This window comes from Actinomadura roseirufa (assembly GCF_900659635.1).
Taxonomy (GTDB): Bacteria; Actinomycetota; Actinomycetes; order Streptosporangiales; family Streptosporangiaceae; genus Spirillospora; species Spirillospora roseirufa.
In genome coordinates, this window is record NZ_CAACVB010000197.1 from 1 (window position 1) to 14,793 (window position 14,793).

12 protein-coding genes are annotated in these 14,793 nt (G+C 72.9%); 3 read left to right on the plus strand and 9 right to left on the minus strand.

Features of this window, described 5'->3' with window-relative positions; genetic code table 11:
- The 3 genes from E1291_RS30475 to E1291_RS30485 form a co-directional block, all read right to left on the minus strand.
- The coding region (locus tag E1291_RS30475) for an AfsR/SARP family transcriptional regulator (RefSeq protein ID WP_207401021.1) at window positions 1-397 on the minus strand (397 nt) is incomplete at its 3' end.
- Window positions 398-515: 118 nt separating this feature from the next.
- Window positions 516-1,631, minus strand: a complete 1,116-nt coding sequence (locus tag E1291_RS30480) for a cytochrome P450 family protein (RefSeq protein WP_131741531.1) — start codon at window positions 1,629-1,631, stop codon at window positions 516-518.
- Window positions 1,621-2,997, minus strand: coding sequence for an ABC1 kinase family protein (locus E1291_RS30485; RefSeq protein ID WP_131741532.1), 1,377 nt, complete (start codon window positions 2,995-2,997; stop codon window positions 1,621-1,623). Before E1291_RS30485 ends, E1291_RS30480 begins: the two co-directional genes overlap by 11 nt.
- A gap of 52 nt (window positions 2,998-3,049) precedes the next feature.
- On the opposite strand from E1291_RS30485, the gene E1291_RS30490 reads away from it, so the two are divergent.
- Window positions 3,050-3,640 (plus strand): TetR/AcrR family transcriptional regulator, encoded by a 591-nt coding sequence (locus E1291_RS30490; protein ID WP_131741533.1) that lies wholly within the window; start codon window positions 3,050-3,052, stop codon window positions 3,638-3,640.
- 27 nt (window positions 3,641-3,667) lie between these two features.
- Here the strand turns inward: E1291_RS30490 and E1291_RS30495 are convergent, their stop codons facing one another.
- From E1291_RS30495 to E1291_RS30520, 6 genes are read right to left on the minus strand one after another with little or no spacing between them, the layout of a single operon-like run.
- Complete coding sequence (locus E1291_RS30495) at window positions 3,668-4,114, minus strand: hypothetical protein (RefSeq protein ID WP_131741534.1); 447 nt, start codon at window positions 4,112-4,114, stop codon at window positions 3,668-3,670.
- 58 nt (window positions 4,115-4,172) lie between these two features.
- On the minus strand, window positions 4,173-5,900 hold the full coding sequence (locus tag E1291_RS30500) for an alpha/beta hydrolase (RefSeq protein WP_165495359.1): 1,728 nt from the start codon (window positions 5,898-5,900) through the stop codon (window positions 4,173-4,175).
- A 10-nt stretch (window positions 5,901-5,910) separates the two neighbouring features.
- A complete protein-coding gene (locus E1291_RS30505; protein WP_131741536.1) occupies window positions 5,911-6,243 on the minus strand; it encodes a hypothetical protein in 333 nt (110 codons plus the stop codon).
- A 15-nt stretch (window positions 6,244-6,258) separates the two neighbouring features.
- Window positions 6,259-7,428 (minus strand): S8 family serine peptidase, encoded by a 1,170-nt coding sequence (locus tag E1291_RS30510; RefSeq protein ID WP_131741537.1) that lies wholly within the window; start codon window positions 7,426-7,428, stop codon window positions 6,259-6,261.
- Window positions 7,429-7,463: 35 nt separating this feature from the next.
- Window positions 7,464-8,786, minus strand: coding sequence for a WXG100 family type VII secretion target (locus tag E1291_RS30515; RefSeq protein ID WP_131741538.1), 1,323 nt, complete (start codon window positions 8,784-8,786; stop codon window positions 7,464-7,466).
- A 2-nt stretch (window positions 8,787-8,788) separates the two neighbouring features.
- Window positions 8,789-9,292, minus strand: a complete 504-nt coding sequence (locus E1291_RS30520; protein ID WP_131741539.1) for a hypothetical protein — start codon at window positions 9,290-9,292, stop codon at window positions 8,789-8,791.
- Window positions 9,293-9,680: 388 nt separating this feature from the next.
- On the opposite strand from E1291_RS30520, the gene E1291_RS30525 reads away from it, so the two are divergent.
- Both E1291_RS30525 and E1291_RS30530 read left to right on the plus strand, forming a co-directional pair.
- Entirely contained in the window at window positions 9,681-11,729 is a 2,049-nt protein-coding gene (locus tag E1291_RS30525; protein ID WP_207401022.1) for an N-6 DNA methylase, read from the plus strand.
- A gap of 440 nt (window positions 11,730-12,169) precedes the next feature.
- Window positions 12,170-14,793: hypothetical protein (locus E1291_RS30530; protein WP_131741540.1), on the plus strand; the 2,624-nt coding region annotated here is incomplete at its 3' end.

The window sequence follows — 14,793 nt, forward strand, 5'->3', positions numbered from 1 at the left end:
CCCGCCACAGGCCGAGCGCCTCCCGCAGCGGCGCGGCGGCGCCGGCGTGGTCGCCGCGCTCCAGCGCGAGCCGCCCCTCCCGCGCGAGCGACCCGAACCGGTGGGCGTCCACCAGCCCCGGGTCGACCGCCAGCCGGTACCCCGCCGGATGCCCCTCGACCAGCGCCGCGTCGCCGAGCCCGCGGCGCAGCCGCGACACCTGCGACTGCAGCGCGTTGGCCGCGCCGCTCGGCGGCTCCTGCCCGTACAGCCCGTCGATGAGGCGCTCCGCCGTGACGACCCGCCCGGCGTCCAGCAGCAGCATCGCCAGCAGCGCCCGCACCCGCGGGCCGCCGACGGCCACGGCCTCCGTCCCCCCGGGCCGCACCTCGACCGGCCCCAGAATCCCGAACTGCATCCCCCGATTCTGGCGCATGCGCCGGACCCGCAGGACGCGCCGGAACTCTCCGCGCGGCCGGTGGCTGAGCTGCTCCCTCGGGGCGCGCTCGAAGGAGATCTCATCCGCGACGTTCTTGTCAGTGGCCGGCGTCCGTCGTCCTCATGAGGCCCGTCACGTGGAGTTCCTCCAGGGTGTGGAAGCTCGTCGACTCCCGCCAGGCGTGGGATCGCAGGCGCATGCCGGGGAAGCGCCTGAAGATCTCGGGGAGCGTCTCGGCGACCTCCATGCGGGTCAGCGCCGCACCCAGGCAGTAGTGCAGTCCGCCGCCGAGGGCGAGGTGGGGGAGCGGGGCGCGGGACAGGTCCATCGGCCCCGCGCTCCGGCTCGCCTCGTCCAGCAGCAGGTGGACGGTCTCGCCCGCGGCGATCCGGTGCCCGCCCAGCTCGTGGCCGGTGACGGAGACGCGCTGGACGCGCCGGACCGTCCCCTCGACGCGCAGCAGCTCCTCGACGGCGCGCCCCGGGTCGGCCAGCAGGTGCGGGATCTGCTCGCGGTCGCGCAGCAGCGCGAGGGTCGCGTTGGCGATGAGACCGGCCGTGGTCTCGTGACCGGCCGCCAGCAGCAGGACGCACGTGCCCGCGACCTCGTCGAGCTCCAGGCCGTCCGGCACCGCGAGCATCGCGCTGATGAAGTCGTCCCCGGGGCGGCGCCGCCGCTCGGCCAGCAGCGGGGTGAGGAACATGGTCAGCTCCGCCGCCGCCGCGGCGGCGGCGACCAGCTCCCCCGGGCCGGCGCCGGGCTCCAGCATGCCCGCCAGGGCGGGGGTCGTCTCCAGGAGCAGCTCGGCGCCGTCCGGCCCCACGTCCAGCAGCTCGGCGATCACCGCGACCGGGACGACGTAGGCCACCTCGCGCAGCAGGTCGGTCTCGTCGCCGAGCCCGGTGAGGGCGGCCGCGACGATCTCCCTGACGCGGGGCCGCAGCGCCTCGACGGCCCGGGGCGCGAACGCCGGGCCGAGCAGCCGCCGCATCCGGGTGTGGTCGGGCGGGTCCAGGAACAGCAGGATCGCCTGCGGGAGTTCGCGCAACTCGGGAGGCGCGCCGGCCGCCCTTCCCGGGTCGCTGCTCCAGCCCGTCCCGTGCAGGACGGCGCGTACCTCGTCGTATCCGGAGACGACCCAGACGCCCAACTCCTCGTCCCAACGGACGGTGCCGTCGCGGCCCGTCTCCTGTAGCGGCGTCTCAGCGCGCATGGGCACCGTCCCAGAAGGCGAGGTCGAGCTCGCCGAGCGGGGTGGCGGGCGGCCCGCCGCGGTCCCACTCGTGTCGGATCCGCTCCCACTCGCCGGTGGCCTGGAAGCGGGCCAGGACGGCGTTCATGCCCAGCCCGATCCTGGTGAGCGTCATCATCTCCGGATCCGGCCTCCACTTGCGCAGGAACCCACCGAACTCCCCGGAGATGTCGTAGCTCTGCCGCGCGACGGCCGCCTCCACCTCGGACGAGTAGGTGAACGGCTGTGGCGCCGTCCAGGCCAGCAGGGTCCGCGTCCACCACCCGAGGACCTCCTCGCGCGGAGGCGGGTCCTCGCGGTCGAGCTCACCGGCCCCGATGAGGACCTCCATCAGCGCTCCGGCGTCCCCGGCGATGGTCGCCTCGGCGGCCGCCACCATCCGCTGGACGATCCGCTCGTCGAACCGCTTGACGCAGCCGAAGTCCAGGAACGTGACCGTCCCGTCGTCGTGGAAGACGTAGTTTCCGGGATGCGGGTCGGCGTGAAAGAGACGAAGCCTGCGGATCCCGCCTAGGTAGAAGCGGAACAGCACTTCGCTCCACTGGTCCCTGAGCGGCTGGGGCGCCTCCAGCGCCTCGCGGAAGCTCTTCCCCTTCACCAGGTCCATCGTCAGGATGCGGCGGGTGCTGAGCTCGGGGACGACCTCGGGTACGCGGACGAACGGGTGCCCCCGGTAGGCCTCGGCGAACTCCCGCTGGTGGTCGGCCTCGGTGAGGTAGTCGACCTCCTCGCCGATCCGCTCGGCGACCTCGGCGGCGAGCGCGCGCAGGTCCATCCGGCCCAGCCCCGGGATCAGCCCCCGGGAGATCTGGAAGAACGTCGTCAGCAGCTCGGTGTTGGCGAGGTCGGCCTTGATCGCCTTCTCGACCCCCGGGTACTGCACCTTCACCGCGACCCGCCGGCCGTCGTGCGTCAGGGCCCGGTGCACCTGGCCGATGGACGCCGCGGCCAGCGGCTCCGGATCGAACTCGGCGAAGACCCGCGACGGCGGCGCCCCCAGCTCCGCCTCGACCATCCCGGCGGCCATCTCGAACGGCATCGGCGGCGCGTCGTCCTGCAGCCGCGCCAGTGCCTGCTGGTAGACGGGCTGGTACTGGCCCTCGACGGAGAAGCTGACGAACGACAGCAGCTGTCCCGCCTTCATCAGCACGCCCTTGGAACGGCCCAGCCGCTCGGCGTAACGCGCCGCCGCGCGCTCGTGGTACGCCGCGTCCCGCGGCCGCCCGCGCAGCGCGCCCACCACGGCCTCTCCGGCGGTCCGCCCGGCGAGGCCGACCAGCGGCGCCGTCCGGGCGACCCGCCCGCTCCTGATGTTCCGCTCGGACACTCCGACCCCCAGAAAGTGACTTCTTTGCCCTCCTCAGTGTTTACTTAGCGGCATGACGACGTCAACCCGCGACCGCATCATCGATGTGGCGATGGAGCTGTTCGGCCGGGACGGCTACAAGGGCACCAGCGTGGCCAGGATCGAGCGGGCGGCGGGCCTGACCCCCGGCGCGGGCGGCCTTTACCACCACTTCCGCACGAAGGAGGAGGTGCTGGCCGCCGGGATCGAACGCCATCTGGAACGCGTCACCGCCCTGCGTGACATTCGGCACGTCTTCGCCGGAGTGGGCGACCTGCGGACGGAACTCACCCTGACCGCCCGATACACCCTCGCCGAGCTGGACGGCGAGACCGAGCTGCTGCGCATCGTCGCCTCCGAGGCCCGCTCCCGCCCCGAACTGGTCGAGGGAGCCGTCCAGCAACTCGTCAACGCCACCTACGAGGGCTTCGCCGACTGGCTCCACGAACGCGCCGGCGTCCCCCGCGACCGGGCCCGCACGACGGCCGCCGTGGGCCTCGGCGGCCTGCTCACCTCACGCCTGCTCCGCGTCCTCCTCAACGCCGACCCCACCGGAACCGACGACGAGGCCCTGGTGGAGACCTGGGTGGCCATGATGCACGACCACCTGGCCCCCCGCCCTTAGCCGCCGCCGCGCGCTCCCGCGCAGCCGTCAGTGGAAGGTATTCAGATCCACGTCCGGGGGTGCGATGAAGATGAGGGAGTCGACCGTGATGTACAGCATGGGCCGGTCGGAGATGAGCTCCACCCTGAGGGTGAAATGATCAACCTGATGTTCCGCTCGTAGTTGGGGGTCTTTTTTCCCCGCGGCATCGGGACCCTCGTGAACGATCTTCCATCCGGCCCCAGGCAAGGCGCTCTTGATGCGGTCGTACCCCTGGCTCACATCCTGCCGGGACGGGCTGTAGATGGACCAGACATCGGACATGTAGAAACCGCGTTTGACGCCCCGGGCGCTCAAATCGATCAGTGGTCCGTGCGGCATCCGCTCGCCCTTCGGCAGCGCGGCCATCGTGTCGATGGCGGCCGAATAACCGCGCACCCGCTCACGGACCTTCTCGGGGTGAAGCGTCTTCGGCTCGTATCCGAGGTCGTTCATGTCCGAGCACCCACCTGTCATCGCCAGGACCAGTATCGCCAAGAACGAAAAGTTTCTTCTAATGGTAGGCACCTGCTATCACCTTGGCCTGGTTGGCCAGGCTCTCCGAGTTGAGGTTCCAGTACGTGCCGTGCGCGGACAGCGGGTTGCGGCCGTCGCTGTCGGGGTTGAAGCCGTAGGGGAGCCTGCGACCCCCGAACTCGGGATCGCCGGGGATCGACGGCTCGCCCAAGGAGAAGGGCCCGCCGGAGGGGATGTGGCCCGGAAGTCTGGTCGCCTCACCTCCCACCGGGACCGGATCCGCAGGCGCGACCTGGGAGTAGACGTGCTCCGCGCCAATGTTCAGGTCCCGCGCGTGCCGGGCCTCCACGCCGGGACTTCCCGCGAAGATCATGTCGTCCGCCGCCAGGTGGTCGTGCAGGGCCGCCGAGCCGATGACCGTGCTGCCGTAGCTGTGCCCGACCATGGTCATGTGCGTCGGCGCGCCCGTGTGGGCGGTGCGGAGCCCGTCGGTGAACCGGGTGAGAGCGGGAGCGCCCTCATCCGCGTAACTGCGGAAAGGGGCTTCCGTGACGAGGCTCTGCGGGGCGTCGTACCCCAACCAGCTTATGGTGGAAACGGAGCCGTTCCGCAATTGCGTCGCACTTTGCCAAAGACGGTCGCCTCGAACGAGTTCACCCCCGACGTCAGTGAGCTTCGAGAAGGTACCGGGAACGTAGACGGCGGTATGGCGAGCCGTGTCCGGGTTGCCGTTGGCGACGACGGCGTGGCCGTTTCCGTTGAGGTCGAATCCGAGGATGTAGGCGTCCGGAAGGCCCTCTCGTCCGGCACTGTCGAGGCGGGACTGAATGGCGTCCATCCCTTTCAGCTGGGCGGTGAGTTTGTCGTGCTCGTCCTTCCAGATCTGATAGAGGGGGTTCGTCGCCAAGCCCGCCGGTGTACCGAGAAAGCGTTCCGGGGCGGGTGGCATCGCGGCGAGCCGTTGTTGCACGGCTCCCCGGTTCTCGTGCAGTACCAGCCGGTTCGCCTGGTCACGGACGTCGGCCGGAAGGCCGTCCAGCGCGCCGATTCTGTCGGGATGGGCGGCGATGTACGCCTGGCGCCGCTCCGGCGTGAGGCTCCGCCACCAGGCGGCGTTCTTCTTCGGATCCCCGCCGTCGGGGATCTGGAGGCGCAGCCCGCCGTCGGCGAGTCCGGCGACGAGCCGCCCGGTGCCCCACGCGTCCGCCCAGTTCTTCGCCGTCACCTGCAGATCCGCCGAGGTCCGCAGCCTTTCCAGGGCCGCCGCGTACTTCTCGTCGATCGCCGTGGCCTCGCTGACGGCGCGGCGGATCTGGTCGGCGATCGCCTGCGCCCTCGTCGCGTTGTCGGCGGCGACGCCGAGCCGGATCGAGCCGCCCGTCGGCGCGGCCGTTCCCCCATGCGCCATCGGCGGCGAGGCGGGGTAGGCGACGCGGCCGTCGTCGGCGACGTGGAAGCCCAGCTCGGCGGCCTGGGCGAGGGCCTGCCGCAGTGCCTTCTGCTGGACGCCGAGCTCTGCGGACACAGAGGCGAGCAGCGTGCGGACGTCGCCCGACTCCGCCATGCCGTACTCGAAGTTCTGGCTCAGCCGCGTGAGGCGCCGGAACGCCGCGTCCGCGTCCTGCCCCTTCCACTCGCCGTGCAACGGCGTCATGATCTGGCGGTCGGTGGTGTGCTGACCCGTCTCGAGATCGTCCATGAGCGCGCCCCAGGCGTCGCCGGCCGTCTTGACGGGGCCCAGGTCCAGATCCCGGAGCTGCCGCATCGACACCATGTCAGTGGCCCGCCTTGAAGTTGACGAGGTCGTTGAACTTCTCGTTCATCCCCGCCACGAGGCCCTGCTCCGTCGCCTGGTCGTTCCCGGCGTTGGTCCGGAACGCCTCGGCGATCGACCAGCACTCGCCGCGAAGGGCGCCGAGCCGCCGGTCCCAGGACTCGAAGACCTTCCCGAGCGACGCCGCGAAGGCGAAACCGTCCGCGCCGCCCGCCACCCCCTTGTGCGCTCCCTCCAGCTTCGCCAACGACTTCTGGACGTGGTCGCCGAGCCCGTCCGCGGCCTTACCGCCCGCCGTCAACTGCGCAGGGTTGGACCGTCGCGTGTGGGTCACTGAATCTCTTTCTTCTCAGAACGGTCGGGCGGGACGGCGCCCGCGTGCCAGTACCAGAAGGCCCGTGGCCAGGCCGCCGGCGATCAGGACTCCCGAGACGACCAAGGCCACGACGGTGAGCGTGGATCCTCCGCCCGAGTCCCGTGCCGCCTTCGGCTTCGCGCTCGCGGGGGACGCGGAGACGGACGGCGCCCTGTACGTCGACGCCTTCCATTTGTCGAAGGCCTCGTAGACGGGATTAGGCGCGTTCCCTGGAACGGGATGCCCCACGGGATCCATGGCGCCTCGCACGAGGATCACCCCGAACCCCGTCTGCGGACTCCACTTCCGCCCGCCGACCGGCATGGCCGTCGCGATGAGCCGCTGCACCACCGTCCGCCCGGACATCGACGGATTCCGGGCCCGCACCAACGCCACCGCCCCCGCCGTCAACGCCGACGAACCACTGGTACCCGCGCCATTGGGATAGTAGGTGCCGTCTTTGCCGACGACCCCCATCTCGGCGCCGGGCGCCGACACCGTCACATAGTTCTGCTTCTGGGTCTTGACCCAGGCTCGGCTCGCCTTCGTGACCGCGCCGACTGCGAGCACTCCCGGACAGCGCGCCGGTAGCTCGGGCAGGTTACTGCCTTGGCCGTCGTTGCCGGCCGATGCGACGAGGACGACGTCATGGTCGATCGCGTATCGGATCGCTGACAGCAGCTCCTGCGGGCACAGGAGGCTCTGCTGGCCGACCGACATGTTGACGACCTTGGCGCCGTGGTCGACGGCGAATCGGATTCCCTGCACGATCTCGGTGATCCAGTCTCCATTGCCCTTCTCCGTCTGAAGGCGGATCGGAAGGAGCTTCGCCTCAGGAGCGATTCCCGCGAAGCCCGTTGTTCCGCCGCCTTGTCCGGCGATGAGCGTGGACATCGACGTCCCGTGTCCGGCCTCGTCGAAATCGACCTGGCCGCGGTTGCCCGCGCCGGTCGTGTCGAGACCGGGCAGGACCACGCCGGACAGCTCGGGCAGTTTCGCGTTCACCCCGGTGTCGATCACGCCGACGGTCACTCCCGCGCCCTTGCTCAGCGGCCAGACCTTCTCCTGCACGGACCAGGCCTTGAACCACCACTGGTCGCTGCGAGGTGAGGGCGAGGCGGCCGCCTGCGGCATCGCGCTCAGGAGGGCGGCCGCCGAGATCACCGCGGAGCAGAAGCGGAGACGCCTTCTCGCCACGGTCAGTCCGTCCACTCCATGCGGGGCGGGATCGCCGGAGGCGGCCGTTCGTCATTGTGCGATTCCAGGTGTTCCAACCTGGCGAGGAGGCGCCGCAGCAGTGCGGCCTCGTCATCCCCGGTGAGGCGCCCGTCTTTCTCGGGCTGGAGCGGCTTGGGCGGGGCGTCGCCGATGACTCCGGGAACGGCCTCAATGTCACCGGCCCAGACATCCGGTTCATCGGGCAACCATGCGCCCCGGTCTCGCTCTCGGCCGTCACGTCCACCGCCATGGCCAGGTGTGCCGGGGAACCCGCTACCCGGTGCGCCAGGACGACCGGCAGCGGACGCGGCCCCGCCCCGGCTCGCGACCCCCTGCCCGAGTGGATCCCCAGGGGTCCCGGGGGCGGAGACGAAGCCCCGACCGAGGCCGGAACCGCCGCCGGGGATATCGCCTCCCGCATTGCCGCCGGAAAAGGAGGAGCCTCCCGTCCCAACCCCGCCGCCACCTGCGGCTCCCGCACTTCCGCCTGAGGGCCGGCCGCCGCCGGTGAGAGAGGCGGGATCGAAGCCGGCGAGGTGAGTACCGCCTTGACCGCGCGCTGCCGATGAACCCCCTACGCCCCCGCCATGGGGCGCGTTGACCTCGTGGCCGATGACGGATCCTGAACCGCCGGTCGCGGCGGGGGCCGGGCCGCCGGGCCGGACGGAGCCGGACATGTCAGGCGTTCCCGAAGAGTGACCGCCGCCAGCCCCATGCCCGGAGGGGGAACCGGAACCGGCTGACCCGCCGCCACCTGCGGAACCCGGCGAGCCGGAATCGCCCCCGGAGTTCGGACCGGTCATGGGCGCCCCGCGCTCCTGCCTCGACGCATGGACCACGGGCAGGCTGGTGGAGATGTCGGGGGGGAAGGCGTTCCAGGTCTCAGCGGCGCGGGCGTTGGCGCCCTGCATCCACTGGCGTGCCTCTTCGATGGTCTTGGGCGTGGGCATGTTCTGCCGGTACCAGGCCAGGTAGTTCGTCCCGTGGGTCGTGACGGCGTTGCCGACCATGGACGAGCGGGAAGAGATCTCGAAGGCGGCGCCGAACAGGTCCCGCAGCTGGGCCTGGGCGGCGTTGGACGCGGGGCCCTTCCAGGCCTGCGCGAGGTCGTGGGCGAAGGTCCGGAGCTGCGCCATGGCGCTGTCGTAGGCGGAGGCGAGGGCGAGATACCCCTGCCCGGACGCGGCGACCGTCCCCGGGTCGGTACCGCGGAGCAGCGCGGTGATCTGTTCCTTGGAACCGTAGGAACCGGGCGATCCGGCAGGGGCGCCCGCGCGGAGGGGCGAGTTCTTGGAGTCCGTCATCGCTACTGCCCCGCCTCCGGCCAGGTCGGGCCGGTTCCCGATTCGGGCCGGGACGGCCCCGAGGCGAGTGTTCGCGAGGGCGGCGTGCCGGTGGGCGGGACGGCCGACCCGCGCGTCAGAAGCTGATCGAGTTGCCGGACCTTCGCCTCGATCGCGGATTCGTGTTCGTTGTACACGTTCGCGCTTTCGTAAAGCTTCTTCACGACGGCTTGCAACGAATGAATGAAACGCAGATGGTGATCGGCGATCGCGGCATGGGCGGTGGTGGCGGTTCCGGCGAGCTGGGCGGCGGCGTCCCATTGGCCATAGGCGGAGGGCGGCACCGCGCCCGCTTTCTGAAGATGACCGGTGGTCGTGGAGAGCATGGCCTCCAACTGGGATTCCAGCTTCCGGGCCAGGGCTTTCAGATCCCCAACGACCAGGTCGGGGCCACCCGACTCCAACCCCGGCCATGCGTGGGGGTTGGGCGGCAGGCCCGAACGTGTCGGCGGCACGAGTTCCTCCATGGGGGAGCGGTGGACCATTGGCGCGGGGTTGTGAAAGCAGAACTTCCATGATCCCATCCGGTGCCGGAGCGGGCATCTCCTTGATCAGATTGACCCTTTTCCGGTTCGGGACGAAGTGGCCGTCCGCTGTCCGAAATGGCGAGAGCGGTTCGTTGAGCAGGGTCTTTTTAACGGCGCGCGGAGTCGGCTCCAATAAGGTCGCCGAGGTGAACGCGCAGTGGACGCGAGGGCGCGCCGTCCCGAGCGGGGGCGCGGCGCGGTGATCCCTCGGTCGTCCCGGGGCGCGTTGACTGTGAATTCGATCGACCAATAGCCTCCGTGTCGGGCGGCCGGGTGTGCCGTCATGGCGTCGCGGCACCGGCGGCGGTGCCGCCGGTAGGAGGCTCCCGTGCCACAGGACGCGGCGGTGACCGCCGCCGACATCGCCCGCCTGGCGGGCGTCGGGCGGGCCGCGGTGAGCAACTGGCGCAAGCGCCACGCGGACTTCCCCCAGCCCGTCGGCGGGACGGCGGCCAGCCCGTCGTTCTCGCTCGCCCAGGTGCGGGACTGGCTCCGCGCCCAGGGCAGGCTCAGCGAGTCGGCCGCCGGGGAGCACCTCTGGCACGAGCTTCGCCGAATCGGCGACGAGGCCGCCCTCGCGGAAGTCCTGGGCTTCGCCGGGGCGTTTCTGCTCTACCGGGAACGCGAGCCCCGGCACTGGCAGCGGCTGTCGGCCGGGACGGACGAGAGCGTCGCGAATGCCCTACCCGAGGCGGTTCAGGCCGTGGCGGGGGACCTGTCCGGAGAGCGGGCGTTCTCGTCCGTGCTCCCTTCGGCGCACGTCCCGGTGGTCCGGGGGCTGGCGGACCTCGCCGCCGAGCGGGGAACGCTGGAGACCTTCGAGTTCCTGCGCGAGCGCTATCTCGACCTGCACAAGCGGCGCACCCATGTCACCCCTCCAGAGGTCGTGCGTCTCGTCATGGACCTCGCGGGGCCCGTGGACGGCGCGTTGCTCGACCCCGCCTGCGGCACCGGCGGCTTCCTCGTCGAGGCGCTCGACCGGGGCGCCGCGCCGCGCCTGCTCGGCCAGGATCTCGACGGCACCGTCGCGACGCTGACCGCGATCCGTCTCGCCCTGAGGGCCTCCGGCGCGCGGGAGACGGCGGTCCGGCCGGGCGACTCGCTGCGCCGGGACGCCTTCCCGGACGTCCGCGCCGCACTGGTGGTGACGGCCCCGCCGTTCAATGACCGCAACTGGGGCCACGACGACCTCGCCGCAGACACCCGCTGGGAGTACGGGCTGCCGCCGCGCACGGAACCGGAGCTGGCCTGGGTCCAGCACGCGCTGGCGCGCTGCGCGCCGGGCGGGCTGGCGATCCTGCTGATGCCGCCCGCGGCGGCCGGACGCCGCGCGGGCCGCGCGATCCGCGGGCGGCTGCTGCGGCGCGGCGCGCTGCGAGCGGTGATCTCGCTCCCGCCCGGCGCCGTCCCCAACATGGCGGTGCCGCTCGCCCTGTGGGTCATGCGGCGGCCCGTCCCGGGAGAGCGGCCGCCGGGCCGGGTCCTCATGGTGGAGGCGTCGGACGACTACGCGGCCCGCGCGCTGGACGGATGGCGGCGGTTCACGGCCGCGCCGGAGGACGACCTGGACGAGCCCGGACGCGCCCGCGCCGTCCGCATCATCGACCTCCTCGACGAGGACGTCGACCTCACGCCGTCCCGGCACCTCACCCCGCCCGCGTCGGCGCCGGTGTTCGGCCGGGTCGCCGAGCGACGCGCCGAGGTCGCCGACCTGCTGGACGGGCTGTCCGCGCTGCTCCCGGAGGTGACGGACTCCGGCGGGATCGGCGGCGCACCGCTCGTCCCGGTGGCCGAGCTGGTCCGGATGGGCCTGCTGACCGTCCACCACGCGTCCGCCGTCCCCACCGGCGAGGAGGACACGGGGGCGCCGCCGGTGCTCAGGCCGGCCGACGTCGTCTCCGGCCACTGGCCCGGATCCCCCGAAGCGCCGCCCGTCCCGGCCCACGGCTTCGTGGCCCTCCGGCCGGGTGACGTCGTGGTGCCGACGATCGTGCAGAGGCCCGCCGCGCGGGTCGTCCCGAGAGGCGGCGCCGTCCTGGGACGGCGCCTGTCCCTGCTGCGGCCCGACCCCGAACGCCTCGACCCGCACTTCCTGGCCGGGGTCCTCAGGGCCTCGCTCAACCTCCGCCACTACTCGATGCACTCGACGAGCTACCGCGTGGACGTCCGCCGCGCGGAGGTCCCGCTGCTGCCCGTCGCCGTCCAGCGGTTTTACGGCGCGTCCTTCCAACGCGTCGACGAATTCGAAACGCGCCTACGCGCCGTCGCCGAGCGAGGCACCGACCTGGCCGCCCTCCTCGTCGACGGCCTGACCGACGGAAGCCTGTGTCCTGTTACGGCCACCCGCTCCGCCCCCGCCCCGCGCCCCGCCCGATGACCCGGGCGACAGGCCACGGCCCGACCTCGGCCGATGGTGGTCCGCTCGCCGTGCGGACGTAGGTGACACGCCTCCGAGCAGGGACGGCTCACGCAAGGCAACCGTTCGGTAGCGGTATCCCGCAGAGGCGGGCCGCCCTATCCTGGCGGCCCGGCCGGGTACCCGCGCCCGTCCCTGCTGCTCGCCCCTTTCATGAGCCGGTACGGGCCGGATCGGCGCGAAGCGAAGTCCCATCCCGTCGCGGTATTCCGAAACGGCGGCCCTGAGCCGCCGAAGTGCACCTCTTCGTCGACAAGAGTCACGGCATTGGGTTGTGAAGTCGATCAACGTGCGTTTTGTCAGTTGACGGATACGAGGCGGTTCCGGCGGTATGGTGCTGGCCACGTCGCCTGCCACCGAGGCGAATCGGGCGGGTTCTGCGGGCTGGAAGCGGGGCGGTCATGGGACATGGCTCTCGTCAGGACGGATGCGCGGACGGGGCCGCGCCCTTCGGGTCGCTGGCCGGGTGCGCCGCGACGGCGGGCCTCGGGGACGCCCTGCTCGCGCGGGTCACGGCCGCCGACGTCCAGGAGCTGCTCCGCGATCTCCCGCAGGCGTTCACCCGGGCGCTGCTGACGCCCGTCGGGTTACGGGACACCAGGAAGATCACCGCCGCGACCGGGGAGGCGCTGCTGCGCGCGCTGCGCCACGGCGACCCCCAGCGCCGCCTGGCGCTGCGCGACGCGCTCGCGGGCGGGGCCCTGTACGAGTTCGGGAATCCCGACGGGCTCGCCGCCGCCGACTGCGCGGCGCTGCTCGTCCCGGCGACGGCGCCGGACGTTCTCGCCCGCGCCCACCGGCTGCGCGGCGTCCTCGCCGCTCCGTGCCCGATGCGCGTCGTCGCCTGGTGCCTCGCCCGCGTCGTCGAGGAGGACCGCCCGCTCGCCGTCGTCGCGCTCGGCCTGCTCGCGGAGCGGGGCGCCGAGCTGGGCGAGGCCGCCGGGGGAGTGGAGGCGGCGTGGACGGCGGTTCGGGAACGCCACCCGGCGCTGCCCGCCCGGCCGATCGGCCTTGCTGAGCTGCGGGACATGGCGCGGCGTCCGCCGGGGGCGACTGGGGAGGGCGCGCCGACCATGCCCGCAGGTTCCACGCCCGCAGGTTCCACGCCCGCACCCGCGGACCCGCCCCTCGACCTGGCGGGGCTCGAAGGCGCGCTCGGCGACCTCGCCGCACGGCTTCCCGACGCGGCCGCGGCGGCGGGACGCGTCGCCGCGCGGCTCGCCGCGGCCGGACGTCCCGACGAGGACGACCTGGCCGCCGTGCGCGCCGCGGTCGAGCGGCTGGACGAGTTGCGGGCGCGCGCCGAGAGGCTCGTCCCCGGTGCGGGCGGTGCGGACGTGCCCGCGCTCGCGGCGGCCGTCCGCGCCGCGCTGGACGCCGAGCGCAGAAGCGAGCGGGTGCGCGCGCTGCGCGGCCTTCAAGGGCCGGACGCTCCGGCGGACCTGCTCCGCGAGGTCCGGGAGGCGGCGGCGGCCGGCGACGACACCGAGGCGCTCGGCGCGCTCGCCGAGCTCATCGAGGTGATGGGAGTTCCGGGACAGACGCTGCGGGGCGCGGAGCTGGCGGCCAGGGCGCGCGAACTGCTGCCCGAGGCGTGGCGGCTGCTCGCCGACCTGGCCCTGATGGGACGACTTTCGATCGTCCCTGTCGAGGACGGCCCCGCCGATGACGGGCCCGGCGCGGAGGACGACGATGACGGCGGCCCCGGCGGCGACGAGCCGCCCGCCCCGGACACGGGCCCCGAAGCCCGCGACACCGACGCTGACCTGGCGGACCTCGACGCCATGCTCGCCGAGACCTTTCCCGTGGCCTCCGCTCCAGAGCCCGTTGGCGCACGTCCGTCTCCTTTGAGTGAGACCGTCCCGGCGGAAGCCTCCGCTCCGCCGCCAGCGGCGGAGGCGCCGCGGCCCGCCGAACCCGCGGAGAGTCCGGCGGCGCAGGCGGGCGACGAGGGTGAGGGACAGGGCGACGCGGAACCTCCCGAAAAGCAGACCGGCCATGAGGAGACCGGACGCGAAGAGACCGGGCCCGCCGAGCGGGGACGGGCCGAGGCGCCGCCCGCGCTGCCGCCCGAGGTCGTCCGGGCGGAGGTCGCGGCCCTGCGCGCCGGGCGGTTCGGGCTCGCGGGACGGCTGCGGACGGCGGCCGGGCGACCCGAGGCCGAGGAGCGCGCGCGGCGGTGCGCGGCACTCGCGCGGGAGATGGTCGCCTTCGCCGGGCCGCTGTCGGCCGAGTTCGTCGAGGCCGCGCGGGACCTCGGCGCGAAGGCGCTGGCGAACGACCCGGCCGGGGGCCTGCTGGCGTGGGCCGCGTCGATCCGGGCGGGGCTGGTGCATCCGACGCCCGAGTCGACGCGGCTGCTGGAGGAGCTCACCGTCGTCGTGTCCCAGTACCCGGACCTGAAGGAATGCGGCGAGGCGTTCGCGCGCGCCGCCCGCAGCGGCGCCTACCTGGGCCCGGGGCTCGCGGGACGGATCCGCGGCTCCGCCGAGGCCGCGATGGTCCGCCGGAAGGCGGTCACCGAGGCGGGCCGGATGCTGCTGGAGGCCCCGCACCAGAAGATCCGGTACCAGCTCGCCACCGAGGTGTGGAAGTCGCTGGTGCAGCCGGACGGGCCGGTCGGGCGGCTCCTCGTCGCCGCCGAGCGGGACGACGCCGGGGAGGTCGACGCCGTCCTCGCCGGCGTCACCGTGCTGCGCGCCGGGGACGCGATCAACCGGATGATCGACGAGCGCACCTCGCGGATCACCGCCGGACGCAAGAACCGGAAGATCATCGCGCGTGCCCGCGCACAGCTGGTCAAGAAGGTCGAGGCCGCGCTGGACACCGTCGCCGAGTGGGCGGGAGCGGCCCGGGACGCCGGCGCCGGGCCGTCCGGTGACGGCCAGGACTGGCGGCTCGGCCCGTTCGGGCAGCTCCAGGAGGCGGTCGGGGAGCGCAGGGCGGCGCTGGACGCGGCGTTCGGCGCGCTGGCCGGCGTCCCCGACCCGGGGCTCGCCGCGGCGGCGACGGCGGCCCGCGAGCT